A 26241-nucleotide genomic window follows, 5' to 3' on the forward strand; every position below is an offset into this window, starting at 1 on the left:
GTCCGCGACCTCACTTGTAATGCACGCGCCGCTCGATGAAGCGGAACTGGAAGATGGTGAGCAGGACAACGAGCACCATCAGGATGATGGACTGCGCTGCGGCGCCCGAATAGTCGAGACCTCTGAAGCCGTCGAAATAGATCTTGTAGACCATGAGCTCGGTGGCGCGCGCCGGGCCGCCCTGCGTCATGACGTCGACGATACCGAAGGAATCCTGGAAACTCTCGGTGATGTTGATGACGAGCAGGAAGAACAGCGTCGGCGTCAGCAGGGGCAGCTGGATATCCCAGATCCGGCGCATCGGCCCCGAACCGTCCATTGCGGCGGCCTCGATCAGCGAGCGCGGAATGCCTTGCAGCGCTGAGAGGAAGAAGATGAAGTTGTAGCCGATATATTTCCAGGAGAAGGCGACGACGACCGCGATCATCGCGTCCTTGCCGTCGAGCGCGGGGTTCCAGAGGCCGGGCCAGACGTGGTTGATAACAGACAGAAGGCCGGCCTCCGGTGCCAGGATGAAGCGGAAGGCGAGGCCGAGAGCGGGGGCGGCAATTGCGTAAGGCCAGATGAAGACCGACCGGTAGACTTTGTGGCCGCGCAGTTCACGATCCGTCAAAAGCGCCAGGATCAGCGCCAGCCCCATGGCGATGGCCGTCGAGCTGAAGCCGAAGATCATGCTGCGGGTGATCGAGTCCCAATAAACAGGATCGGTGAGCAACTGTCTGAAATTGTCGAAACCGACCCAGGCATTACCGCCGCCCCATGGCTGCTCGAGCGTGAACGCCCAATAGAGCGCCTGCGCGCTCGGCCAGTAGAAGAAGACGAAGATCAGCAACAGCATCGGAAATGCGAAGAGCAGTCCGATCGTCGTCGAGGAGAAAGTGACGCGCTTTTCCATGAGTGGCCGTTTTCGTCCTGGTTTGGTTTAAAGCATGTCGCGCAAAACTGTGCAGCAGTTTTGCTGTAGCGAGATGCGTAAAAATATAGATCTAAAGCGCCAGGAGCGAACCTGAAAGATTGCGGCGCGCTTCAGGCGCGGGCGGCGAGCTCGCATCCGCGGCCGACTAAAGAACTTACAAAGACGCACCCGGCGCGCAAAATGCGGGCCGGGTGCGGCTCATATCAGCCGATCAGGGGAGCTGAACGTTCTTGTAGGTCTGCTGGAAGCGACGCAGGAGCGTATTGCCGCGTTCGGCAGCACTGTCGAGCGAAGCCTGGACATCGGCATTGTTGACGAAGATTGCCTGCAGACCATTGGCGATTTCGGTGCGGACCTGCAGCAGGCCACCGAGGCGGATGCCCTGCGGAGCCGCGTCGCCAGCCGGCGAAGCGGTCAGGCTCTGAATGGCGAGTTCGCGGCCGGCATAAGGCGCCTTGCCATAGAAGCCCTGCTTATTCAGATATTCGAAACCGGAGTTGCGAACCGGGATGTAGCCGGTAACGGTCGACCAGGTAAGAGCTTCTTCCGGCTTTGCGATGAAGTTGAAGAAGGCGGCAGCAGCCTTGTATTCGGCGTCGGAGTGACCCTGCAGAACCCAGAGCGAAGCGCCGCCGACATAAGAGCTGTGACGGGTTGCGTCGCCGTAGGTCGGGAGCATGGCAACGTCCCAGTTCATGCCTTGCTTGGCGGTGCGGCCAACGTTGCCGTGGTCGCCGACGGAGGTCAGGATGACCTGGCAATCGCCAGCGGCAAAGGCTTCGACGAAGGTCTGGCCGACAGCCTTATTCTTGATGACGACCAGCTTGTCGTCGTACCAGGACTTGAGGTCCTTGATGTAGCTGACGAGAAGCGGGTTCTTGTTGAACACCAGCTCGGCGTCGAGACCTTCAAAGCCGTTCTTCTTCGTGGCGATCGCTTCGCCGTTGACGGCTTCGAACTGCTCGATGTACTGCCAGACTTCGTTGTTGGAGATGTCAAAGCCGAGCGGGCAAGCATAGCCTGCATCCTTCAGAGCCTTGAGGTCCTCGCCTGCTTCCTTCCAGGTCGCCGGAGCATGATCCTTGCCGATCTTGGCGAAGGCGTCCTTGTTCCAGTAGAGAAGAGCGGTCGAGGAGTTGAAGGGGAAGGAGTACATCTCGCCCTTCGATGTCGCGTAGTAACCGGAGATACCGGAGAAGTAGTCCTTCCAGTCGACGGTGTAGCCCATGTCGGTCATCAGCTTGTTGGCCGGGTAGTAGGCGCCGGAGAGCATGATGTCGAGGGTGCCGGCGTCGGAGACCTGGGCGATGGTCGGCTGCTTGCCGGCGCGGAAGGCAGCGATGGTGTTCTGCAGGGACGCGTCGTAGCTGCCCTGGCTGGTGCAGACGACTTCGTAGTCGGCCTGCGACTGGTTGAAGCGATCGCACTGCTCCTGGACACGCTTTGCGATGTCACCGGAATTGCCGAACCAGAAGTCAATTTTGGTCTTATCGGCGGCGGCAGCGGGACCAGCAAGAAACGCTGTAGCGAGAAGGGCGCCAACGGCGCCGAGAAGCTTGGCTTGCATGAGAACCTCGAACGTAAAAGGACGCGCACTTTCAGCGCACGCCCTATTAGCTGGTTCAAATTGCCGCCGCCAATGAATATTACATGACATGAAATGTTCCAATTCTAGTTGTCACAAAACAGTCATACAATCATTATTCGTAACATTTCGAGAAATATTTAGAGGAACTTAGCGGTGCTCTCAAATGTATTTGAAATACTATATATCTACATTAAAATAAACACAATTTTAGAAGGCGTTTAATGTTGAATTATATTGGAAGAAAGCGCCTTTATTCGTGCGTCCAGCTGGAATGAAACTTGCAAAAACAGCCGCATTTTGCCGTTGCACTGCTGTGCAACGCTCGGTTTCAGCCTCAAAATCAAAGGGAATCCTTCAAAATTGCAGCAAACCGCGGGTCGAATGCACGGCTGATCGGTCCCGCGGCAGCCCCGAGCGCCACAGACCAGGGATCGGCCATGCCGGGCTGCAGGCGCGGCAGCGTCCGGCCACGACGTTCGGCGATCGAAGGCAGCAACGGGCCGATTGCCGCAATCAACCTGTTCACCAGCGCTTCCGGCGCGCTGCCGCAGAGGATCACCGTCTGCGGATCGAACAGCGTCTCGATGAGATGGATGCTCCAGCGCAGGTCCACTGCCGCTGCTTCGACCCAGGCGTCGATGCTTTGATCGCCCCGCAATGCAAGGTCGTTGATCCGTGCATAAAGGCCGGGATCGGCGGGATCGACCGACAGATGCCGATAGAGAGAGGCGAGCGAGGCGCGATGTTCGAGCGGCGTCGATTTGCCGTCGGCAAACAGCAGTGCCATGCCGATCTCGCCGGCATTGCCATTGGTGCCGCGATAGAGCTCGCCGTTCAGAATGAGGCCGGCGCCGATGCCGTAGCCGACGAAGAGGCAGACCGCATGGTCGAGGCCGTGGGCGGCGCCCACCATGCGCTCGGCGGTGGCGGCCGCGGCCGCGTCGTTCTGCAGGCCGACATCGAGCCCAGTGCCGGCGGCCAGCGTTTCGAGCAGCGGAAATTTCTGCCAGGCCTCCATCATCCACGGATCGTCACCGCTGCCGGCGACACCGAAGGGCCCGGGCATGGCGGCGCCGAGGCCGACCAGCCGCTTTTCCGACTGTTGGACGATCCCAGCAAGCTTTGAGCGTATGCCGGCGACGAGATCGAGGATGACCTTCGTCCCGTTCGACGGACCTCCGGGCGGGAGGCCGGCCTCATCACGCACGAGAACGCTGCCGACGAGATCGACGGCGACCGCCCGCGTCACATGCCGGTCGATCTGCAGGCCGATCGCAAAGGCGCCTTCGGGCACGAGACAATAAGGTGTCGACGGCTGCCCCCTGCCCCTCCTCACCGCCTCTTGCGAACTGACGAGACCGTCGCGCTCGAGTTCCTCGATGATATTGGACACCGTCTGCTTGGTCAGCCGCGTCGCCCGTGCCAGATCGGCGCGTGAAAGCGCACCGTTGATTCTCAGGGCATCGATCATCACGCGCCGGTTATGCGCGCTGGTGCCTTCGTGATTGGTGCCGCTCTTGGCCCGGATCGGGCGATTGTCATTCATGTGCAATTCCCTCTTGACTCCAATAGAATGTTGAAGAAGTAATAAGTCAAGACACTTGACTTAATGAGGAACCGGAGAGTTCCAGGGAACGCAGGAGCTGGGCAACGGCTCCGACGACGCTCCGAGACGACGAACCGGCACGCTTTCCGCGCGTGCCCTCTCGAACACCGATGGCGGAGGACCGCCCTCGGCAATGCGTAATTGTCAAAAACTGGAGGCTGCAATGCTGAAATCCTTTAACAAGACGCTTCTGGGTGCGGCCTTGATCGGCGCATCCCTTGCGCCGCACGCTTTCGCCGAAACGACGCTGAACGCGCTCTTCATGGCGCAGGCCGCCTATAGCGAGGCCGATGTGCGCGCCATGACCGACGCCTTCGCCAAGGCGAACCCCGATATCAAGGTCAATCTCGAATTCGTTCCCTATGAAGGCCTGCACGACAAGACGGTGCTGGCGCAGGGTTCCGGCAGTGGTTATGACGTCGTCCTCTTCGACGTCATCTGGCCGGCCGAATACGCCACCAACAAGGTGCTGGTCGACGTCTCCTCGCGCGTCACCGACGAGATGAAGAAGGGCGTGCTGCCGGGTGCCTGGACCACCGTGCAATATGACGGCAAATATTACGGCATGCCGTGGATCCTCGACACTAAATATCTGTTCTATAACAAGGAAATCCTCGAAAAGGCCGGCATCAAGGCTCCACCCAAGACCTGGGACGAGCTGACCGAGCAGGCAAAGACGATCAAGGACAAGGGCCTGCTCGCCACCCCGATCGCCTGGAGCTGGTCGCAGGCCGAAGCCGCGATCTGCGATTACACCACGCTCGTCAGCGCCTATGGCGGCGATTTCCTGAAAGACGGCAAGCCGGCCTTCCAGACCGGCGGCGGCCTCGATGCGTTGAAATACATGGTTTCCAGCTATTCCTCGGGCCTCACCAATCCGAACTCCAAGGAATTCCTGGAAGAGGACGTCCGCAAGGTCTTCGAAAACGGCGATGCCGCCTTCGCGCTGAACTGGACCTACATGTACAACATGGCCAACAATCCGAAGGACAGCAAGGTCGCGGGCAAGGTCGGCGTCGTGGCGGCGCCGGGTATTGCCGGCAAGAGCGAGGCTTCGGCCGTCAACGGCTCGATGGGCCTCGGCATCACCTCGGCCAGCCAGCATCCCGAGGAGGCCTGGAAATACATCACCTTCATGACCTCGCAGGCGACGCAGAATGCCTATGCCAAGCTCAGCTTGCCGATCTGGGCGTCGTCCTATGAGGACCCTGATGTCACCAAGGGCCAGGAAGAGCTGATCTCCGCCGCCAAGATCGGCCTTGCCGCGATGTATCCGCGTCCGACGACGCCGAAATATCAGGAGCTCTCGACCGCGCTGCAGCAGGCGATCCAGGAATCGCTGCTCGGCCAGTCCTCTCCCGAGGACGCGCTGAAGTCGGCCGCCGACAATAGCGGCCTCTGATCAAGCATGAAGACCCGGGCGGCGCCTGCCGTCGCCCGGTCTCGAACACCTATAAGGAAGAAGGGTCGCCTTGATGTCGGGCACTTGGCTGACAACCCGCGCGTGGCTTTTGATGCTGCCGCTTCTCGTGGTCATGATATCAGTCATTGGCTGGCCTCTGATCGATACCGTCGGCCTCTCCTTCACCGATGCCAAGCTCGTCGGCACGGAAGGAAACTTCGTCGGCATCGACAATTACGTGAAGATGATCTCCGGCTCGAATTTCCAGCGCACGCTTGTTACCACCGCATGGTTCGCGATCATCTCGGTCGCCGCCGAAATGGTAATCGGCGTTTTGGCAGCCCTGCTGCTGAACCAGCAGTTTCGCGGCCGCACCGCGCTTCGCGCTCTGATGATCCTGCCCTGGGCGCTGCCGACCGTTGTGAACGCCACGCTCTGGCGGCTGATCTACAATCCGGAATACGGCGCACTGAACGCCGCGCTGACTCAACTCGGCCTGCTGGAGGCTTACCGCTCCTGGCTCGGCGAACCGGGCACGGCGCTGGCGGCCCTCATCGTCGCCGATTGCTGGAAGAATTTCCCGCTGGTGGCGCTGATCGCGCTGGCCGCACTCCAGGCCGTGCCGCGCGACATCACCGCCGCCTCGCTGGTCGACGGCGCCGGCGCTTTCGCCCGCTTCCGCTTCGTCATCCTGCCCTATCTCGCCGGTCCATTGATGGTGGCCCTGGTGCTGCGCACGATCGAGGCCTTCAAAGTGTTCGATATCATCTGGGTCATGACCCGCGGCGGCCCGGCCAACAGCACGCGCACGCTGTCGATCCTGGTCTATCAGGAAGCCTTTTCCTTCCAGCGGGCAGGCTCGGGCGCCTCACTGGCATTGATTGTCACGCTGCTGGTGACGCTGCTGGCCGCCAGCTACGCCGCTCTGGTGCGCAAGACGGCCGGGAGTGCTGCCTGATGGAACGCCGGAGCACGCTCTTTTCCGCCTTCATCCACCTCTGCGCGCTGCTGCTTGCCGCCGTCATCCTGGCGCCGATCCTTTGGCTGTTCATCATGAGCATCTCGCCGGCCGCCGACCTTGCGGCAAAGCCGCTGCGCTGGTGGCCGCAGACGGCGGATTTCTCGCGCTACGGCGTGCTGCTCTCGACGCTCGAAAACAGCGCCGGCGACGCCTTCACCTCGTCGCTGCGAAACAGCATCGAGGTGGCGGGCATGGCGACGATCGCCGCCATTGCGCTGGCCATTCCGGCCGGCTGGGCAGTATCACGCACGCCGTCCATCGGCTGGTCGCTGTCGATGGTGATCGCCACCTACATGCTGCCGCCGGTGGCGCTCGCCGTGCCGCTCTATATGGGGCTTTCCCATCTCGGCATGCTGAACAACGTCTTCGGCCTCGCCCTCGTCTATCTCACCATCCTTGCGCCTTTCACCACCTGGCTGATGAAATCCGGCTTCGATTCCATCCCGCGCGAGATCGAATCCGCCGCGATGATCGACGGCGCCGGTCTCTTCCAGACGCTGCGGATCATCACGCTGCCGCTGGCCGCCCCCGTGGTGGCGACGTCAAGCCTCTTTGCCTTCCTGCTTGCGTGGGATGAATTCTTCTACGCGCTGCTCTTCACTTCGGACCAGCGCGCCAAGACGCTGACCGTCGCCATTGCCGATCTCGCCGGCGGCCGCGTTTCCGATTACGGATTGATCGCGACGGCAGGGGTGCTCGCCGCCCTGCCCCCGGTGCTGATCGGTCTCGTCATGCAACGCGCCCTGATTTCGGGGCTCACCAGCGGCGGCGTCAAGGGATGAACATGACATCAGAAAGACCCCGGCCGGCCGGACTTGCCGCGATCGATCGCGAAATGGCGCGCCAGCATGCCGATGCGATCGTCTCCTATGAAGCGGCCCAGCCGATGGCGGCGAGGGCCGCCGCCTCGCTGAAGAAGACCGGCCGGCTGCTGCTCATCGGCATGGGCGGCTCGCATGCCGTCAACCGCGCCGTTGAGCCACTCTACCGGGCCCTCGGCATCGACGCCGTCGCCTTGCCGCTGTCCGAACAGCTCGGCCAGCCGCTGCCGATCACCGGCAGGACGATCTTCGTTACCTCGCAATCGGGCGAAAGCGCCGAAGTCGTGCGTTGGTTCAACGAGACCGGCGGCACGGAAGAGACTTTCGGCCTGACGCTCGAAGGTGGCTCCTTCCTCGCAAGAACCGCCCCGTCGCTGGTGGGTAGCGGCGGCACCGAGCTAGCCTTCGCCGCGACCCGCAGCCTGACGGTGACCTTCGCCCTGCATCTGGCAATCCTTTCCGCCCTCGGCGAAGATCCCAGCGCCGCACTTACCGCCCTCAAGGCGCCGGAAGACCGTGACATCGCCGCCGCCCTCTCGGCACTCGAAAACGTCGCGACCGTCGTCACGTCAGGCCGCCGGCTGCAGGGTGTCGCCGAGGCGCTGGCACTCGGATTGACCGAGCTGTCGCGCCGTCCCTGCTTCTCGCTCGAAGGCGGCCAGCTGCGCCATGGGCCGATGGAGATGCTGGGGCCGGAGATCGGCGTCGTGCTGTTCCGCGGCTTGGAAGAGACGGCCGGCCTGGTGACGGCAATGGCGATATCCGCCGTCGAGACCGGCGCCTCCGTCATCCTGTTCGACGCGTCCAGCGAAGCGCCGGTCGCTGGCGCGGTGACGATCCGCTTTGCGCCTGCAACCGGTCTTGCCGCGATCTTCGCCATGCTGCCGGTCGCCCAGCGGCTGATGATCGCCTTTGCCGATGCCCGCGTGGAGAATGCGGGAACGCCGGTTCGATCCACCAAAATCACCCGGAGCGAATGAATGCGGCCGCTTGCAGTCATCGGCAACGTCAATGTCGACCTGATCCTTGGCCCGGCCGCGCCCTGGCCGAAGGCCGGGACGGAAATCATCGTCGACCATGACGAGTTGCGCGTCGGCGGGGCCGCCGGCAACAGCGCGCTCGCCTGGCAAGCGCTCGGCGTCGAATTCGAGATCGCCGCCAATATCGGCAGTGATCAGTTCGGTCGCTGGCTGAGCGAAGCCTTCGGCCACCGTTCCGACAAGTGGCCGGTACGTCCTGAGAAAACGACGCTCTCCGTCGGCATCACCCATCCGGACGGCGAGCGCACCTTCTTCACGACGAGGGGCCACCTGCCGCGTTTCAGCCTGGCAGATGTCTTCGCGGTCCTCGACAGCGCACGCCTCGCCGGCGGTTACTCCCTTCTCTGCGGCTCGTTCCTGACCGACGATTTGACGGCGGAATATGACGCCTTCTTCGATTGGACCGACAGCCATGACATCATCGTCGCGCTCGACACCGGCTGGCCGCTCGACGGCTGGACAGACGAGAATTGCGCAGCGACGCGCGCCTGGCTCTCCCGCTGCGGCATCGCGCTGCTGAACGAAGTCGAATCGACGACGCTTGCCGGCATCGCCGATCCGATCGAGGCCGCGCGTCACATCAAATCACATATGCCCGCGGGTGCGATCGTCGTCGTCAAACGCGGCCCGGACGGCGCTCTCGCGATCGGGCCGGACGGCAGCTTGGTTTCGGTGGCAGCACCCGTTGTCGAAGTCGTCGATACGATCGGCGCCGGCGATGTCTTCAACGCCGCCTTTCTCGCCGCGCTCGCAAGCGGTGAGCCGCTGGTTTCCTGCCTGATGGCGGGAACCGAGGTTGCCTCGCGCGCCATATCGACTCTTCCCCGCAACTATGGCGGCCCGACATCTCTTCAGGAGCCCGTGCGATGAGCGCGCTCGAAATTCAAAACATCCGCAAGACCTATGGCGACGTCGAGACGCTGAAAGGCATCGACATCTCGTTGGAAAGCGGCGAGTTCCTGGTGCTGCTCGGCTCCTCCGGCTGCGGCAAGTCCACCCTGCTGAACATCATCGCCGGCCTTGCCGAGGCGACGAGCGGCGATGTCAGGATCGGCGGCCGCTCGGTACTCGGCGTGCATCCGAAGGACCGCGACATCGCCATGGTCTTTCAATCCTACGCGCTTTATCCCAATCTGACGGTGCACCGGAACATCGGCTTCGGCCTGGAAATGCGCAAGGTGCCGGCGCAGGAGCGCGACAGGGCCGTACACGATGCTGCAAAGCTCCTGCAGATCGAAAACCTCCTCGACCGCAAGCCGAGCCAGCTTTCCGGCGGTCAGCGCCAGCGCGTCGCCATCGGCCGCGCGCTGGTGCGCAAACCTGAGGTATTCCTCTTCGACGAGCCGCTCTCCAACCTTGACGCCAAGTTGCGCATGGAGATGCGCACCGAGATCAAGCGGCTGCATCAGATGCTGAAGACCACGGTCGTCTACGTCACCCATGACCAGATCGAGGCGATGACCCTTGCAAGCCGCATCGCCGTCATGCGCGACGGCCGCATCGAGCAGTTGGGCACGCCGGAGGAGATCTACAACCATCCCGCAACGCTCTATGTCGCGACCTTCGTCGGCGCGCCGCCGATGAACCTGCTGAAGGCAACGGCGCGGGACGGCCGGCTGGCGCTTTCAGGCTCCGATGCGATCCTGCCCCTGCCCGCTCGTTTCCGTGAGACGGCCGGCAATGGCCGCGACCTTATCCTCGGCATCCGTCCCGAGGCACTTCGCACGGACGACACTGGCCCGTCGATCGAGGCAACTCTTGAGGTCGCAGAGCTGACCGGCCCGGAACTCGTCGTCACCGCCCTTGCCGGAAACCAACGCCTGATGGCCTGCCTGCCGCCACGCACACCGATCCGCGACTGCGAAAAGCTCACCCTCTATTTCGACGAGGAGGCAATGCATCTCTTCGACCCGGAAACCGGTCTCAGCTTAGAACAGGATGATTTTAGGCCGGGTCGGCCTAAAATCTGAATCCTGTTCTGCATTATATAGTTAGAGCATGATGTCGTCCGAAAACCGCTCACTCTTTTCGGCATCATTCTCCAGAGCATGTCGCGCAAAAACGAGCAGCGATTTCGCGACAACGACATGCCTAAAAACAAGGACCTAAAGCGCGAGGAGCGAATCTGAAAGATCGCGACGCGCTTTAGCCACGGAACGGCTATCTCCTTCAGTTGGTCAATTCGCTGCGTCAGTAGGCTTGCGCTGGTAGACGTGAATATAGTCGACGAGCAGAATGGAAGGATTTGGCGTTTCATCGATCGGCCAACCCGAGCCGAGTGCCAGGTTCACCAGCGGATAGAACGGCATGTGGAATTCCTTCGGCGTGTCGAAGCTCCAGATGAACTGACGGTCGAAGTAGAAGCTCGTTTTGTCGGCTTGGATATCGACGCCGTAGGTGTGATATTCGCTGTTCAAAATTCCGTCCTGGACCTTTTGCCAATGGCCGCCGGTCGTGTTCTGGCCGCCCTGGCTCTGACGCCAGATATGAAAGCCCATGCTGAATTCGTAGGGCGCGCGTCCATAATATTCCAGGACGTCGATCTCGGCGGTGTATTTCGACCGGTCGAGCCCGATGAGCCAGAAGGCCGGCCAGACGCCCTTGCCGGGCGGCAGTTTCATCCTTGCTTCGAAATAGCCGAACTGCTGCGAGAACCCTTCGCCTTTCGGGTTCACCGACGACAGCAGGCCCGAGCGCCAGGTTCCATCCGCCTCCTTGCGCGCTTCGATCTTCAGAATTCCCTGATCGGTGGTAAACGGAAAGCCGGGGGCCGGATCTGTAAAGCGAGCGTCACCGAAATCGCCGTTCCAGGGCGTATGTGCGATCCAGCGGGAGCTTCTCTCCCCCCAGGCCGAGACGTCGAGACTGTCGAATCTTTCCTCGAACGTCAGCTGGTACGCATTGATATTGAGCGGTTCCTGAGCCACGCTGGGTTGGCCGGGCAACGCACCCAGACCAAGAACGATAAGCAAACCCAGAGCCTTAGAAGATATCCCGTAACGCATTCTGCTCCTCCGAAAACGCCAAACCAATTTTTGGGTTGCACTTGTCTGGATCATGAGATGAGAACTCCGTTTCGTCGCGGCATGAGCCTTTGGACGACGATGGTCTCGATGCCGTCGGGCCTTCCGACAACCTGCCACACGAGCAGCGCGAAGGCCCAGAAGATCGCCACTGCCGCCCCGCCGCAAAGCGCCAGGCTGGCGACCAGGTTGAGGCCGACAGGCATGGCGGCGAGAATCGGCTCCATCCACAGCAGGAAAGCGATCATCGGCAAGCTCGCGGCCAGAGGCCTTAAAAAGGCGTGCAACTGAGCGGCGAACGTCGCGCCGATCAGCCGCCGCGTGATGATCAGCGATGCAGCATAGGCGACAAGCACCGCCACGATCCGCGCGCCCAGTGCTCCTGCCACCTGAAAATAGACAATGCCCAGGATGGTGACCGGAACCCTGACGGCGAACTCGGCAAACATCCGGAGAGCGAGATAACGGGTTTTGTTCAGCACCATGGCCAATGGCGGCATCATGTTCGTCGGAAGACCGAGCAGACTGCCGATGCACAACCACTGCAGAATCGGCGCGGCGGATGCCCATTTCTCGCCGACGATGATCCGCACGGCCGGCTCGGCAAGCAAGGCGAGCGCGATGAGGATGGGCGCTGCGACGAAGGTGATCGCGTTCGTCGCCTTCAGATAGGCAGCGATCAGATTACGACGGTCATCGACGGTCGAGAATGCCGCCATCAGCGGACGCAACAATGGCCCGACGAAGGTCTGGTATGGAATAGCGGCGATATTGTCGGCGACGCTGAAGGCGCCGAAAGTCGACAAGCCCGTAAAGCGCGGCAAAAGCAGCCGGTCCAGTTGCCAGTTGATCGAACTCAGCACCTGCGAGACGGTGTTCCAGCTGATCATGTCCTGAAAGTGCTTCCACTCGGAAAGGCTGAACCTCGGTCGCATCGGCGCAAAGACATAGGAGGTGATCGCCGCGGCGGTCGGGCCTGCAACCGCGCCGATCGCCAGTCCCCAATAGCTGCCGGTCGCGACCGCCACCCCGACACCGAACAGCAGTGTCGACCCCTTGGTGATGAGATCGAGTGCGAACTCGCGTTTGAAATCGAACCGCTGCATGAACAGAACCATGCGCGGGCTGATGACGCTGCGCATGGCCGGTGCAATCGAGAGCACGGCGACAAGGGAGAAAAGCCGAGGATCGTCATAGATCAGAGCCATCGGCCAGGAGATGAACATCATCAGCATGCTGATGGCCACGCCTCGAAGCAGGCTGAGGGTAAGGGCCGTGGCAAACATATCGTCCGAAGGCGACGGCTGGCGCATCAAGGCCTGCGTCAGCGGCAGATCCAGGATTGTCTCGACGATGACCAGAACCGAGGTCGCGATGGCGACAAGGCCGAAATCCGCCGGGCTTAAAAGCCTTGCGAGGATCAGGAGGCTGACGAAATCGAGCAGTCGCGCCAGGAACTTTCCGCTGATAGTCCAGATACTCGCCGTCGCCGTCCTGTGAGATACGCTTGACATGATCTATTTTCTATTCCTCGTCGACGGTTTCGGTCGCGGCGGCAAGACAGGCAGCTCCGTTCCTTGCCCTCAGCCCGCCCGTCTTCTGAAGACCTCGGCGGATCGGTCGCCTTGGTCCGACAGTTGCTGCTCGATCAGGCGGGACAGGCGGTCGCGGAACACGGCGGAAGAAAATTTCAGCGAGTGCGCGCGGATGGCATGCGGATCGATATCGTCCTCCACCTCTTCGAACGCCGCCATTGTTTCCAATAGAGCTTCCGTAGTTTGCTGCGCGAAGCGAAATCCGACCTGCGGCGAGGAAACGGTTTCCCTGGCGCCGCCGGCGTCGAAAGCCAGGACAGGCCGCCCTGATGCCATGGCTTCCACCGGCAGGATGCCGAAATCCTCCGTGCCCGGAAACAAGAGGGCACGGCATCGCGACAGATGGTCGCGTAGAACGTTGAAGGGCTGATGGCCCAGAAACTCAACGGTCGGTCCGGCGATCGACTTCAGATGGGCCAGTTGTTCTCCCTCGCCGATCACGACCAGTTTCCTGCCGGCCTCTGTGCAGGCGCGAACGGCGATATCCGGCCGCTTGTAGGTGGTCAGCTGTCCCGCATAGAGATAGAATTCGCCCTTCCCCTTTCCCACCGCAAAATCGTCGGTCGCAACCGGCGGATGGATGACGATGGATTCCCGGTCGTAGAAGCGGCGGATGCGGCTTGCGACATAATCGGAATTGGCAACGAACACATCGACCCGCGAGGAGGTCGTCACGTCCCAAGCGCGCAGCATCGGTGCGGTGATCGACATCATTGCGCGACCCACCCAGGGCAGGCCATGGCGGTAGACATGGAACTGATCCCAGATGTAGCGCATCGGCGAATGGCAGTAGCAGACATGCAGGGCGTCGGCGCGCGTGATGATGCCCTTGGCGGGTCCGGATTCGCTCGACAGCACGAGATCGTAATCCTGCAGATCGAACTGCTCGAGCGCGAAGGGCATCAGCGGCAACATCTTGGTATAATGCCGCTTTGCACCGGGGATCTTCTGCAGGAAGGATGTGCGGATGTTCCGCGTCTTCAGAAAATCGCTGATGCGATCCCGGTTGCAGACGAGGGTGAAGATGTCGGCCTGCGGAAACATGCGGCACAGCTCTTCGACGACCTTCTCGCCGCCGCGCATCGAAACGAGCCAATAATGCACGATGGCGACGCGAAGCTGCTTGGTATCGCTCGCGCTTCCGGCCTCGGTGACACGTCTTTTCGCCATGACAGGCGCATCGCCGAGAAATGCCCTCGCGTCGGGAAGAGAGGTTGTTGCCTTAAGGGTCAACTCAATACTCCTTGTATCGCCACATCGTCTGTCAGCTCGGGAACCGCATTCGTCGAAATCAGGCTGTGGTATTCGGAAAGAAGCGCGTCGCGCCATTCCTCGTGTGTCGACGCAAGATCCGGTGACTTCAGGAAAGCCCGCTCGCTCATGGCGCGGACCTCGTGCCTCGGCATTTGGCTAAATCGCGTCAAAGTATCGGCAAAGGTGCTTTCGTCAGCCGTATCGCAGGCGATCGCCATGCCGGCTCTTTGCATTTCCTCGGCAAGAAAGGCGCTTTGCGACATGATGACCGGCAGACCGCTCCTGGCCGCTTCGATAGCGACGAGGCCGAATGGCTCGGGATAGCGAGACGGCATCAATAGTGCACGCGCCTTGCGGATGGTCGGGCCGATCTCCGCATGCGACTGCCAGCCGACGGCCCTGACGTGATCTCCCGAAGCCGCAACCAGCGGCATCAGCGGCCCGTCTCCGATCACGCAGAGCCTGACGCCGGCTTTGCGTGTGGCGGCCACGGCGTCCTCTATGCCCTTCTCTTCGTCCAGCCGCCCGATGAAGACGAACTCCTCGTTGGCCTCTGCCTCGATGCGTTTGATGGAGAGCGGAGCAACGGGATTGCGGATTGTCGTCAGTCGTTCGGGCCGATATCCGGCGCCGACGAGGAAGCTTGCCATCTTGTCGTGCAGCAGGATTATCCGGCCGAAATCGGCCTGATCCTTCAGCCGCCGGAGGATATTGGAGCCGCGGGCAACCCGCCACAATTTGTGCGAATAACTTCTCTTGTCGCAGGCCGTCGCAATGCAGCCTCCGCCGAGCGGGCGTCGAAGGCAGACTTCCTGCGCCTGATAGTCGAAGAAGGCGCCGTTGGGGCAGGCCGTGAAGAAGTCATGCGCGTGCACCACGCATCGTCTGGCGACCGGCATCAACGCCCTGAAAATCGCCGGAGACAGGATCTGGTGCCAGCCATGCACATGGTAGACGGTATTGGCGGTGTCGTTTGCGGCAATCCAGTTCCCGACCATGCGGACGGCGGCGCCATTGTGAATACCGGTCACGAAAGCCTTCGCACGCTCGGCACTGAGCAGATCGCGGCTGTTCAACCCGACCATCAAGACCCCGAGTGCGACGAGCTCCGCATTGGCGGCGTCATCTCCGCAAATATAGGTCACGGGGATGTCGAGGCCCCGAAAAAGCTTGGCGGACAGCACCGCCAGCGCCGTCGCGCCACCTCTGGCCATCGAGTAATCATCGATGATGACCACGCGATCGATCTTTGTCGTGCCGGGGCCGGCAAACCGGCCGACATTTGCGGCGGATCGGAGGGCCTCGGGAAGCGACGGGCGCATCACTTCACCGAAACCGCGCCATTGGCACAGGCCTCCAGCGCCTTGCGGTTGAGGATGCGGATCCTGCCCTGGCCCCCGTCGATGATCTTGCCCTCCCGCAGGCGCCGCAGGCATTGATTGACCTTCTCGCGGGACGCCGGCAGCGTCGCGGCCAGATCATTTTGCGAGATGATCAGTTCGTCGCCGCTGTTTGCCGCATCTTTTCCATAAACAGTGGAGAGCCGCAGCAGCGTGCTGGCCAGCCTCGATTGCAGGCTCGACGCCGCATTCGCAATGATCCGGAGTTCAAGCTCTGAAATACGCGCCAACGCCCTGGAGAAGACCTTTTCGCGAAAGCAGGGATCGCTGGCATACATGTCGCGCAGCAGCCGGCCTTCGAAGAAATGCAGCTCGCAGGCGGAACCAGCACGGTATTCGAGGCTCAATGTCTGCCTGCGCAGAACCTCGAGCTCGCCGATGAGGCCGGATTTCGGAATGATCTCGACGATGAATTCCCTGCCGTCGGGCAGCATCGTGCTTGCGCTGACCACCCCCGAATGAACGCGCGCGAACGTATCGACGAGGACGCCGGCCCCGGCGATGATCTCGCCGCGCCGGAAACGCCGGACGCTCGACCGGCAGGAAAGGAATTCGTCGTCGATGACGATGCGGCTGTTCAGATGAATGCCGCCGTTAGCCGATACCGCCGCCTTGCCGATGCCGGCCCTGCGATCTGATGCGTGTGTCGCCCCATCCATGCGCATAACTCCACTCGATAACCATAGGCAATGCTGCACTGCATCATTTATATCGTCTTAATATGAGAGTCAAATAACATCACGGAGATATGACGTAAAGATAAAGTATATATTTAACTTCAAAACGAAATATACACCGCAAAAAGGACAAAAATCCCAAAGAAGCCAAAAAAACCGCCACGAGACCGAAGATCTTTGCCTATTAAAATGGCTTACTGAATAAAAATCGGCAATAATCAAAGTGATGACATCAAAACTGATAAATAAATGTCAGCAGATAATCACCACGAATTAGATTAGATTGTCGATTTAGATGAAAAAATGGCCATCAAGGTGTAATCCGAATTCTCGATTGCCCGTTAGTAGCATAAAGAATTTGTTAAGGATTATGACCTTGGTAACAGACAACCAGAGTGCGGCGCAGCAAACTTTGAACGGTTCTTAATCGGAATGTTTTGGAGACCACCGATGACATGGGAAGCACATAGTTTCGAGGCTTGGTCGCGTGTCGGACGGTCCGCGAAAGACGGCGATCTCCATTCGTCCCGGCCTCGTGCGGCAGGCAGATCGTCGAAGCGCGTGCTAGACCTTGTCGTCGCAGTCACGGCGCTGATCCTGCTTTCCCCGCTTCTGTTGATCGTCGCAATGATCGTGAAGATGAGCGACCGCGGCCCGGTCTTCTATTCCCATACGCGCATCGGCGTCGGCGGAGCGCCGTTCGGATGCCTCAAGTTTCGCACGATGAAGACCAATGCGAGTGCTCAGCTTGCCGAATTGCTGCAAAACAACCCGGCTGCGCGAAGCGAATGGGAAGAGACACGCAAGCTGAAGGACGATCCGAGGATCACGGCCGTCGGTGATATCCTCAGGCGGTCGAGCATCGACGAGCTTCCCCAACTGATCAATATCGTGCGTGGCGACATGAGCCTTGTCGGCCCCCGACCGATCACGGCCGAGGAATTGCCGCGCTACGGCGAGCATATATGGGCCTACATGGCCGTCCGCCCGGGCCTGACCGGTCACTGGCAGACCAGCGGACGCAATGATGTCAGTTACGAGTACCGGGTTTCCCTCGACGTTCACTATCTCAACAACTGGTCGCTCGGCCGGGACTTCATCATCATTGCCAAGACCATTCCCGCTCTGTTTTCGCAGCGCGGCTCGTATTGAGCATTCACGGGGAGAGCCGCCGATCATGCCTGGAATCGGAAGACACGCTACTCCCCCGTCCCTCCAAGCTGCCACTACCTGGTTACTCCGTGATCTCGCCATTTTGGATTAGGACGACATGACCTCAAGCACGATCTTCAGCGGTGTTTCTCCGATATCTTTGCCTGCCGCACCCACCGGCGGCAATTCGCCGCTCACCTTGCGGGATATGCTCTTCTTTCTCAGAATGCGCTGGCTGTGGATTGCGGCGACGACTTTCGCTTTCCTCGTATTGGCAGGGAGCTACGTGCTGACCGCCGAACCGACGTTCGTTGCCAACACGCAACTTGTGATCGTCCCCCAGGTCAGCGGCTCCGAAGCGCAGAGGGCTTTCGCGGAAGACGCGTTCATCGAGGGACAGTTGGAGATCGCCAAATCCAGCGATGTCGTCGGTGGAACGGTAACGGCACTTGGTCTCGATACCGATCCTGACTTTGTCGACCAGACGCCTTCGCTGCAGGATAGGGCAAAGAACTGGTTGATGGGCGCTTCTTCCGAACCGGATACGGCATCGCAGGAAACGGCGGGCGCAGGAGCGCGTGACACACTGCCGCAACAGCAGATCGAGGACGGGCGGATCCATGATAGGGCGGTCGCCACACTGCTGAACATGATGGGAGTACGCCGGATCGGGAGTTCGACGATCATCGAGATATCGGCTGCAGCATCGACCCCGCAGCAGGCCGTCGACATCGCCGACACGCTGGCCAGGCAGTATATCCAGAAGAATATCGCGATGAAGGCCAATGCGTCCCGGCAATACAGCGAATGGCTGACCAGATTCGTAAGCGAGCAGCAGCGCGGACTGGCCGAAGCTGCCAGCGCCCTGGCCAGCTTCACGAGCAATCCGCGCGATCAGTTCAAGCTTGCAGAGCTGCAGAGCGCGACTGACGCTCGCCGCACCCTCTATGAAAATACCTTGAATCAGCTGACCGAAGCCAAGCAGCGTATCACCTACCCGGTGTCGGATGCCACGATCGTCTCTCGAGCCACCCTGCCTCTTTCGAAAGCCAGGCCACGCAGCACGCTCATCATCGCCTTTGCGGCGGCGGTTGGTCTTGGCGTCGGCTTCGCACTCGCCCTGATAAGGCACGCCGGCGATCGCCGGATCGTCCGGCCCAACCAGATCGCGGAAGCCGGTGGGCTGCCCTTTGTCACTTTGCTGGCGACATCGAGGACCCGCGATGGTCACTCTGCGCGTTTCCTCGCCGCCGGTACCGGCAGCAGCAGCACCGCACCTGCCTATCCTGTTATTCCGGGCATGGCGGAGCTGAGCGCGACGGTCGTTGGTCTTCGGCGCAAACGCCGGGTCGTCATCGGAATCGTCGCCGTCAATCCCGGCAGCGGGGCATCGACCATCGCATGCGAACTTGCGATGCTCTCGTCGATATCAGGAGCGCAGACGCTGCTGATCGATGCGGCTGCGCAGAAATCGTCGCTCAGCAAGTCGATCGCGCCCCATAGTTCCACAGGCCTCGTCGATGTTCTCGACAATGGCGAACTGATCCAGACGGCGGCATTGCCCCTCACCCCGACGCTGAAATTCCTACCCCTCGGCAAAGTCGAAGCGGTGACGCCGGCCATTCGCCTCAGTTCCCGCCGCACCCAGTTGAGCTTCGCCGACTTGAAAAAGGAGTTCGACGCCATATTCGTCGACATTTCCGCATTCTCTGCTTCGCCGGATGCCAATGCGATCGCGCCGGAACTGGACGGTGTCCTCGTGGTCACCTCGCACGGGCACACCTCGATCGACGATACGATGCACGTCATCGAGACCCTGCGGAATATCGGCGCGGAGATCCTCGGCGCGATCATCAACCATGCACCGAAAAGAATAGAGTCATGACTTCACCTTCGGCAGAAGCAACCAGACAGGACGGCCCGATCGGACCGGCGCCTGTTCCTTGCGGCGCTAAAGCCATCGCGGGCCGGGCGCGCCGCCCATTGCGTGTGGCTGTGGGAATTGCTTCGGCAGGCCGCCCCTCGATACTGCGGGAGACCGTCGATTATCTGACCGCCCTGCCGGACCAGGCGGAGCGGCTGATCGTCTGCGTGCCCGTGATCGACGACGCCGCCGGCCTCGCCGACCGCCTCGATGTGGAAGTCATCGTCGGCAGCCGTGGCCTGACCTCCCAGCGCAACAGGATCATCCAGGCGGCCGCCGCCGATACGGATATTCTGATCTTCCTGGATGACGATTTCATTCCCGCCGCGACCTTCCTGTCGCGGATGGCGGCTGTTTTCGCCGCAAGCCCCGATGTGGCGATCGCCACTGGCGAAGTCCTGGCCGACGGCATCCTCGATGGCGGCCTCAACATGTCAAAGGCCCTGCAGGTTCTTGAAACTGCGGGCGAAGGTGCCGGGCAGGTGACGGAGGTCTATAACGCCTACGGATGCAACATGGCGGTTCGCCTTTCACCCGTTGTCGAGCACGCGCTGGCCTTTGATGAAAAACTGCCGCTCTACGGCTGGCTCGAAGATGTCGATTTCAGCCGGTCCATCGCCCGCTACGGCAGGTCCGTGCGTGTCGAAGGCGCTCGCGGCGTGCATCTCGGCGTCCGATCCGGGCGCCAGCCCGGCCGAAAGCTCGGCTATTCGCAGGTTGCCAATCCTGTCTACCTGATCCGGAAGGGCACGATGTCGAAGGGCCGTGCTGTCGCACAGATCTGCCGCAACATCCTGGCGAATACGCGGGGCCTGTTATTCAATGACCGCTTGATCGACCGATGGGGACGCTTGAACGGCAATTTGCTGGCGCTATCCGATCTTCTTGTCGGCCGCGCCTCTCCGTCCCGCATCCTGGAATTCGGCAATCCCGCGCCGCGCGAAATGCCTTCGCCGTCGATCGCAACGAAACGGAGATAGCAGACAATGCAGCGTACATCCTTGTCCGGTCGCCTCATCTCCATCGCCCTTGCCTTGCTGGTATTTTCCGGCGTGACCGGCTGGAGCGTCGCCCATGCGGAAAACTATACCCTCGTGCCGGAAGATCAGGTGAGACTGCGTGTCGTCGAATGGCGATCGTCGGATTCCCGGTATGCCAGCTGGGAAGCGCTCGGTGGAACATATACAGTCGACGATGCCGGCAATCTGGCTATCCCGATCGCCGGCCAGGTGCAGGCGATCGGCAAGACGACGGAGCAGGTTTCCGATGCGATCGCCACCGCGCTCTCCGAAAAGGCCGAACTGCCGGGAAAGCCGTTCATCGCCGTGGAAATTGCCCAGCATGCGCCGATCTTCGTAACCGGGACCGTGCAGACCCCTGGGCGCTATGCTTTTGAAGCCGATATGACGGTCATGAAGGCCGTCAGCATCGCCGGCGGCTTCCTTCGGGAGCGCGAGGAGAATACCGTCTTCGAGCGCGACCGGATCGAGGCTGCCGGCGCCTACCGAACGGCCATTCTCAACCGGCGCGATCTTCTGATGCGCCAGGCGCGGTTGCGCGCCGAGATCGCCGGCGAACAGAGTTTCGAGATCCCTGCCGAACTCGCCGGAACACCCGACGTGGACAAGCTGAAGGCGCAGGAATTGAACCTGATGCGGCTGCGACGCGTCGATATCGAAAGCCAGATCGAAGCGGCAAGCGACCTCGTCCGTCTCTACGGCCAGCAGGTCCAGTCGCTCGAGGCCAAGATCAATTCGCAAAAGCGGCAGATCGACCTTGCGCAAAAGGAACTGGACAATGTCAACAGCCTGGTGAGCAAGGGTCTGGTCAGCAATTCCCGGCAGGTCACGGTCGACCGTGGCGTTGCCGATGCACAAGGCACCCTGATCGATCTCGAGGTCGCCCTGACCACGGCTCGCCAGGGGCTCAGCGAAGCCGATCGCTCGAAGATCAATATCGTCAACCGGCAGAACAGCGAAAACCAGGAGTTGCTCAACCAGGTCAATCTCGCGATCGGCAGAGCGGCAATCGACATCCAGGTGGCCCAGCTTCTGGGTGAACAGGCTGGCTACAGCGCTCAACTCGCCCAGATGAACATGGACACGCCGGGTCTTGGCAGAGCGCAGAAGAACTACAGGATCGTGCGGCGCAACGACGATGGCACCTATCGCAATATCGAGGCGGACGAGACGACCAGCTTGCGGCCGCATGATGTCGTCGAAATCGGCATCGATACGGATCTCCAGACGCCGTCGCCTACGCTGCAGCTGCAGTCCGCGCCACAGCAGCAAAGCTCGGCAGTCCCGCTGTCTGATGTGGCAGGAGACAATCAGACGGCTCCCGGCTGGATATCCCAGACGGGATCGAATTAGGGGGCGGTCGTGACCATTAACGACAGCTGGCGGCTTTCGCCTCGGGCATTGCATCGGAAGGCGGATGCCGGTTTTCGGCAAACCCGATGCCTCCGCCGCTCCGTCCGGATCGGGATCTGAAGCATGTCGATAGAACCGATCGGCTTCATCGTTCTGCTGCTTGGCCTGCTCAGCATGGTCAACGGGGCGCGTTTTGCGATCACGACCCTTTGCCTGTCGACGCTGCTCGGAGCGGCAGCGGCTCTGCAATTGCCCGCGCTCGGCGGCAGCAGCATCCAGCCAAGCCATCTTCTCGTGCTTTTTCTCGTGGTAGCCGCCCTGCTGCGCCCGGCTCAAACACAGGCAACGCTCGCCAGCATGGCCTATCCGGGTCCCGGTTTCTGGTTTGCCGCCTACATCCTGTTTTCCGTGGCATCATCTTTCTTTTTGCCGCGCATCTTTGCAGGCGCGACCCTCGTCTACTCCTCTGCGCGAGACACCACTGGCATGATGTCGACGGTGGCCGCTCCCCTGTCGCCGGGTTCGTCCAATCTCAGCCAGTCTGTCTATCTGCTCGGCGACCTCGCCTGCTTTGCCGTCGTCTCGGGGCTTGCCAGGCTCGGCTATGCCCGTTTCATCGCACTGCAGTTAATCGTCGCCTCGATCGCATGTTTTACCCTGGCACTCATTGATATCGGAACATTCCTGACCGACCAGTCCTACCTGCTCGATGTCATCAGAAACGCGAACTATACGATGCATACGGCCGAGACGATCAGCGGCTTCAAACGCATCGTCGGCCCGTTCCCCGAAGCAAGCACTTACGGCGCAGTCGCATTAGCCTATTTTTCCTTCACGCTTCTGCTCTGGCTGGAGCGCGTCCAAAGCCGTATGGCAGGACTTGCAACGCTTTTCATCGGCCCGACGATCGTCCTCTGCACATCGACAACCGCCTATATTGCCGGCATTTTCGTTGTCTGCATGTTCGTTCTGTTTTGCCTGAAACGACTGATTAGCGGCCCCGCGAAGACCCCGCATGTGACTTTCCTGGTGATCACGCTGTTTTTGATTCCCTGCGCCATCGTCGCACTCAGCCTTGTCCCCGATGCGTGGAATTCCATCGCCGGCCTGATGAGCACCACCTTGTCGGACAAGCTCCAATCGCAATCCGGTGAAGAGCGCACCGCCTGGAATACACTTGCATTGATCGCATTCGTCGATACCGCCACCTTCGGCGCCGGGCTCGGCACGGTTCGGGCCTCGAGTTTTATCGCTGCGTTGCTCTCCAATGTCGGATTGACCGGCACTCTTCTCTTCGCCGCCTTCCTGTACAGCCTTGCAAGGGCCTCCGGCCGGCACATGTCAGGCGATCGGGAGACGCACGCGATCGGAAACGCTGCGGTCATGGCATCCATCGCGCAGGTCGCCTCCGCGGCGATATCGGGGAGCGGCACGGATCTCGGCTTGCTGTTCAGCACCACGGCAGGTCTGGCGGCCGGCTGCCTGGCAACCAATACCTCTCCCCGGCGCGCGACCCGATCGCTCGCTAATCGAACCCCGCTGGAGACATCGACATCTCTGATGAGAGCGCCGATGTTTTCAACACGATGACGCCCGCTTTGGAACTCCGCCACGGCGCGGGATGGCAATCTCGTCGAGCCATCGGCGTGCTCGCATTGGGCCGAAGCCGGCCGGCCGCACCGCATCTTTCAAGGATCGCCTGTAAAAGCAGTCCATCGAACAAACGCCGTCGGAGGTCAGTCGCGGAAGGCTATGCTGTAGGTTTTATGTCGACATCAGCCTTGCGGACGCTCGCTGGTGGTCGCGACGCTATCTGCAACGGAATTGTTTTCGCGCAGCTTGGCACTGCGCCGCAAAAGCCCCGACAGGAACACGCCTGCCAGATAGCCGATTTCCATGAGCACGAGGATGGCGATACCGGAGAGCACGGCCGCGATCACGGAAGACCCGTCGGCGAAAGCCACGCCGCCGAAGCCGATTGCCACCAGGATTGCAAAAATCGCGAAAGCCCAGGCGCGGATGGAAGCCCCGGCAGCGATCGAAATCACGGCTGCCCCGAGTGTGGTGATCAACATGACAATCCCCCTTCCCTCTGCATTCCGACAAGGATCCCGGCACCAATCGCTGTACCGCGAAACAACATGTCGAAACATAGCCTTATGACAGGCAAGGCAATCTTCATGGTGAATATCTCAACAATGAAACATACAAAAGCCGCCGACAGCCAGACACCGATTCAGCACCAGCGCACTGGATGCTGGCCTATATATACCGAACAGGGCCTTCATATGACAGACCCGTCGGCTCAATTCACAACTGGTCCCTCGCCTCGCAAAGACAATACCGATTCACTTGTATTGCGCACAATCGGAAAGGTGATGACATGAACAACCAGTGCGTCGTCTACGTCACGGATGTCGAGTATTCATTTCCGACCATTCTCTCGGCGCTTCAGGCTCGCAAATTCGCAAGCCCCGCGACCGACGTCTGCGTTCTGATGTCGGAACATCTCGACAATTTCGAAGAGCTGAAAGCCCTGCTCGCAAGGAGTGGGGTCATATTGACCGATGCGACCGAAGCGCTGCAGGACTCGCTCGGCAAGCTCGACAGTTCGCATTTCCAAGGACGCATCAGCGTCAGCACAATGGCCAAGCTGGTCCTTTGCGAGATCCTGCCTTCCAACTATACCCAGATCATCTACCTCGATGGGGATACGCAGATCGTCAGCGATCTCGGTGCGTTCGAAAGTGCCACTGTGCCCGAAGGCAGGTTTTTCGCGGCGCGCGATTACACGGCGATCCATGACTTCCTCGACACCGGCAAGGACAGCCACTATTTCAACGCAGGCGTCCTGAAATTCCATCGAAACGGCTGGATCGGGCAGGAGGCGCTCGAGCTTTTCGCTAGAAATCCCGAGGCCTGCGAGGGCAAACATGATCAGGGTGCATTGAATTATGTCTGCGGTTCATCGCTCATCCTGGTGTCGAACCGCTGGAACTTTCCCAAACAATTCCTTCATCTGGTGAACATGTCCTCCTTGTCGATCGTCCATTATATGGCGCATCCGAAGCCATGGCATGGAACTTTCTTTCCCTGGACCGATAAGGAAAGCCAAGTGTACGTCGACCTGCGCAAAGCACATCCGATTTACAACTCGCTGTATCGTGGAATAACCTTCGATCGGAAGATGCTGTATAAATACCGGTCGATACGGGCGCGCATCGAGCACGCAGTTGAGAAAGAAGGACCTAATCCCAGGGTCCAGAGCCTGCTGGTTGGCGACTACGCCGTATGATGATGTATTGTTGGTCCGACTTGAATGTCCGCGTGACTGAACTCAGCGTCGCCGGTCGAGCCGTGGATTTGCAGACGGAAGCGCAAAGTATTCATCCATTCATTCCGGGAATGGATAATCTTCAGGACAGAATATGAGTTATAGGGCTTCCGCCGCCAGTATCTCGCATTACGTGAAAGCCCGTCTGCGCCGGTCGCTTAAGGCTCGGCAGGTCCGCTATGACCTGCTGCGCAACGGGCTCAAGCAAGCGCGCCACGTCGTCATCTGCGTCATCCGTGACGAGGGGCACCGGTTGGCCTTCTTCCTTCAGTATTATCGCGATCTCGGTTTCGAGCACTTCATCTGTATCGACAACGGCTCGACCGACGGCACGGCCGAGTTGCTGTCCGGCTTCGACGATGTCTCCCTTCTTTCAGCTCACGGGTCCTATAAGGCGGCGAGGTTCGGAAACGACTGGATCAACGAAGTCATCAACCGCCACTGCCGGCAGAAGTGGGTCCTGTATGTCGATGCAGACGAGTTCCTGGTCTATCCGCATTGCGACACACGGCCGATCGATCAATTGACTTCCTATATCGATTCCACGGGCGGCCATTCCCTCCGCTCGGTCATGATCGACATGTACAGCCCGCATCCCGTTCTCGAAAACATATGCGAACCCGGTCGCAACCCGCTCGAGGTCTGCAATCTCTTCGACCGCTCCGGCTATGTGGCGCATTTCGACAAACGCAACGAGACGATATGGATCAAGGGCGGCGTTCGCGGGCGCGTCTATTTCCACGACCGGCTCTGGGACGGCCCCGCGCTCAACAAGATACCCCTCGTCTATGTGGCGGGTGAACGTCTGTTTCTCAAATCATCGCACCAGGTCTGGCCGCTCTCCCTGAATTTGGGCGACATGCGCGGAGCGCTCGGCGTATCCGGCGCCCTTCTGCATTTCAAGTTCCTGTCGACCTTCGTGCACAAGGTCGCCGATGAGGCACACCGGTCCCAACATACGGAAGAATATACCGTATACTCCTCAGGCAAGGACATGGATGACTTCGTCTACGACGATACGGGCACCTACAGAAGCTGGAAGGACCTGTCCGATCACGGGCTCATACAGGGTGAAGGCTGGAAACACTGGAGGAGTGCTTCCGAGAGCGAAGTCTA

Annotated in this window: 22 protein-coding genes; 13 read left to right on the forward strand and 9 right to left on the reverse strand. The window is 60.5% G+C overall.

The window, feature by feature from the left end:
• Window positions 1-10: 10 nt before the first annotated feature.
• From OLZ32_RS09140 to OLZ32_RS09150, 3 genes are all read right to left on the reverse strand, one after another.
• Complete coding sequence (locus OLZ32_RS09140) at window positions 11-895, reverse strand: carbohydrate ABC transporter permease (RefSeq protein ID WP_003542466.1); 885 nt, start codon at window positions 893-895, stop codon at window positions 11-13.
• A 232-nt stretch (window positions 896-1127) separates the two neighbouring features.
• Window positions 1128-2483: an extracellular solute-binding protein gene (locus tag OLZ32_RS09145; protein WP_003542468.1), complete on the reverse strand. Its 1356-nt coding sequence runs from the start codon at window positions 2481-2483 to the stop codon at window positions 1128-1130.
• 361 nt (window positions 2484-2844) lie between these two features.
• Window positions 2845-4050 (reverse strand): ROK family transcriptional regulator, encoded by a 1206-nt coding sequence (locus OLZ32_RS09150; RefSeq protein WP_264420612.1) that lies wholly within the window; start codon window positions 4048-4050, stop codon window positions 2845-2847.
• A 223-nt stretch (window positions 4051-4273) separates the two neighbouring features.
• On the opposite strand from OLZ32_RS09150, the gene OLZ32_RS09155 reads away from it, so the two are divergent.
• The 6 genes from OLZ32_RS09155 (at window position 4274) to OLZ32_RS09180 (ending at window position 10364) form a co-directional block, all read left to right on the forward strand.
• Window positions 4274-5512, forward strand: a complete 1239-nt coding sequence (locus OLZ32_RS09155) for an extracellular solute-binding protein (RefSeq protein WP_017989276.1) — start codon at window positions 4274-4276, stop codon at window positions 5510-5512.
• A 73-nt stretch (window positions 5513-5585) separates the two neighbouring features.
• Window positions 5586-6470 carry a carbohydrate ABC transporter permease gene (locus tag OLZ32_RS09160; RefSeq protein ID WP_264420614.1) on the forward strand — a complete coding sequence of 295 codons (885 nt, stop codon included), beginning with the start codon at window positions 5586-5588 and terminating at the stop codon, window positions 6468-6470.
• Window positions 6470-7315: a carbohydrate ABC transporter permease gene (locus OLZ32_RS09165; protein ID WP_017989278.1), complete on the forward strand. Its 846-nt coding sequence runs from the start codon at window positions 6470-6472 to the stop codon at window positions 7313-7315. The genes OLZ32_RS09160 and OLZ32_RS09165 overlap by 1 nt, the downstream gene beginning before the upstream one ends.
• Window positions 7312-8334 carry an SIS domain-containing protein gene (locus OLZ32_RS09170; RefSeq protein WP_264420616.1) on the forward strand — a complete coding sequence of 341 codons (1023 nt, stop codon included), beginning with the start codon at window positions 7312-7314 and terminating at the stop codon, window positions 8332-8334. Before OLZ32_RS09165 ends, OLZ32_RS09170 begins: the two co-directional genes overlap by 4 nt.
• Window positions 8335-9264, forward strand: coding sequence for a PfkB family carbohydrate kinase (locus OLZ32_RS09175; protein ID WP_264420618.1), 930 nt, complete (start codon window positions 8335-8337; stop codon window positions 9262-9264).
• Window positions 9261-10364 (forward strand): ABC transporter ATP-binding protein, encoded by a 1104-nt coding sequence (locus OLZ32_RS09180; protein ID WP_264420620.1) that lies wholly within the window; start codon window positions 9261-9263, stop codon window positions 10362-10364. The genes OLZ32_RS09175 and OLZ32_RS09180 overlap by 4 nt, the downstream gene beginning before the upstream one ends.
• Before the next feature lie 207 nt (window positions 10365-10571).
• On the opposite strand, the gene OLZ32_RS09185 is transcribed toward OLZ32_RS09180, so the two are convergent.
• The 5 genes from OLZ32_RS09185 to OLZ32_RS09205 all read right to left on the reverse strand — a co-directional run bounded on the left by OLZ32_RS09185 (window position 10572) and on the right by OLZ32_RS09205 (window position 16325).
• On the reverse strand, window positions 10572-11399 hold the full coding sequence (locus OLZ32_RS09185; RefSeq protein WP_264420623.1) for a glycoside hydrolase family 16 protein: 828 nt from the start codon (window positions 11397-11399) through the stop codon (window positions 10572-10574).
• Between the two features lie 50 nt (window positions 11400-11449).
• Complete coding sequence (locus OLZ32_RS09190; RefSeq protein ID WP_264420625.1) at window positions 11450-12931, reverse strand: lipopolysaccharide biosynthesis protein; 1482 nt, start codon at window positions 12929-12931, stop codon at window positions 11450-11452.
• Window positions 12932-13000: 69 nt separating this feature from the next.
• Window positions 13001-14245, reverse strand: a complete 1245-nt coding sequence (locus OLZ32_RS09195) for a glycosyltransferase family 4 protein (RefSeq protein WP_264420628.1) — start codon at window positions 14243-14245, stop codon at window positions 13001-13003.
• Window positions 14242-15591, reverse strand: a complete 1350-nt coding sequence (locus tag OLZ32_RS09200) for a glycosyltransferase family 4 protein (RefSeq protein WP_264420630.1) — start codon at window positions 15589-15591, stop codon at window positions 14242-14244. The genes OLZ32_RS09195 and OLZ32_RS09200 overlap by 4 nt, the downstream gene beginning before the upstream one ends.
• Window positions 15588-16325, reverse strand: a complete 738-nt coding sequence (locus OLZ32_RS09205; protein WP_003542491.1) for a Crp/Fnr family transcriptional regulator — start codon at window positions 16323-16325, stop codon at window positions 15588-15590. Before OLZ32_RS09205 ends, OLZ32_RS09200 begins: the two co-directional genes overlap by 4 nt.
• A 468-nt stretch (window positions 16326-16793) precedes the next feature.
• On the opposite strand from OLZ32_RS09205, the gene OLZ32_RS09210 reads away from it, so the two are divergent.
• The 5 genes from OLZ32_RS09210 to OLZ32_RS09230 all read left to right on the forward strand — a co-directional run bounded on the left by OLZ32_RS09210 (window position 16794) and on the right by OLZ32_RS09230 (window position 23381).
• The gene (locus OLZ32_RS09210) at window positions 16794-17495 is read left to right on the forward strand and encodes a sugar transferase (protein ID WP_003542492.1); all 702 of its coding nucleotides are present in this window, start codon (window positions 16794-16796) and stop codon (window positions 17493-17495) included.
• A gap of 118 nt (window positions 17496-17613) precedes the next feature.
• Complete coding sequence (locus OLZ32_RS09215) at window positions 17614-19380, forward strand: GumC family protein (protein ID WP_264420633.1); 1767 nt, start codon at window positions 17614-17616, stop codon at window positions 19378-19380.
• Window positions 19377-20399, forward strand: coding sequence for a glycosyltransferase family 2 protein (locus OLZ32_RS09220; RefSeq protein WP_264420635.1), 1023 nt, complete (start codon window positions 19377-19379; stop codon window positions 20397-20399). Before OLZ32_RS09215 ends, OLZ32_RS09220 begins: the two co-directional genes overlap by 4 nt.
• A 6-nt stretch (window positions 20400-20405) precedes the next feature.
• Complete coding sequence (locus tag OLZ32_RS09225) at window positions 20406-21791, forward strand: polysaccharide biosynthesis/export family protein (protein WP_017989290.1); 1386 nt, start codon at window positions 20406-20408, stop codon at window positions 21789-21791.
• Between the two features lie 123 nt (window positions 21792-21914).
• Complete coding sequence (locus OLZ32_RS09230) at window positions 21915-23381, forward strand: hypothetical protein (RefSeq protein ID WP_017989291.1); 1467 nt, start codon at window positions 21915-21917, stop codon at window positions 23379-23381.
• Window positions 23382-23566: 185 nt separating this feature from the next.
• On the opposite strand, the gene OLZ32_RS09235 is transcribed toward OLZ32_RS09230, so the two are convergent.
• Entirely contained in the window at window positions 23567-23866 is a 300-nt protein-coding gene (locus OLZ32_RS09235; RefSeq protein ID WP_026159996.1) for a hypothetical protein, read from the reverse strand.
• A 308-nt stretch (window positions 23867-24174) separates the two neighbouring features.
• Here OLZ32_RS09235 and OLZ32_RS09240 point away from each other — a divergent pair, with 308 nt between their 5' ends.
• The gene (locus OLZ32_RS09240) at window positions 24175-25086 is read left to right on the forward strand and encodes a glycosyltransferase family 8 protein (RefSeq protein WP_003562063.1); all 912 of its coding nucleotides are present in this window, start codon (window positions 24175-24177) and stop codon (window positions 25084-25086) included.
• Between the two features lie 133 nt (window positions 25087-25219).
• A partial coding sequence (locus OLZ32_RS09245) for a glycosyltransferase family 2 protein (protein WP_264420637.1) occupies window positions 25220-26241 on the forward strand: 1022 nt, incomplete at its 3' end.

The organism is Rhizobium acaciae (genome assembly GCF_025941625.1).
Lineage (GTDB): Bacteria > Pseudomonadota > Alphaproteobacteria > Rhizobiales > Rhizobiaceae > Rhizobium > Rhizobium acaciae.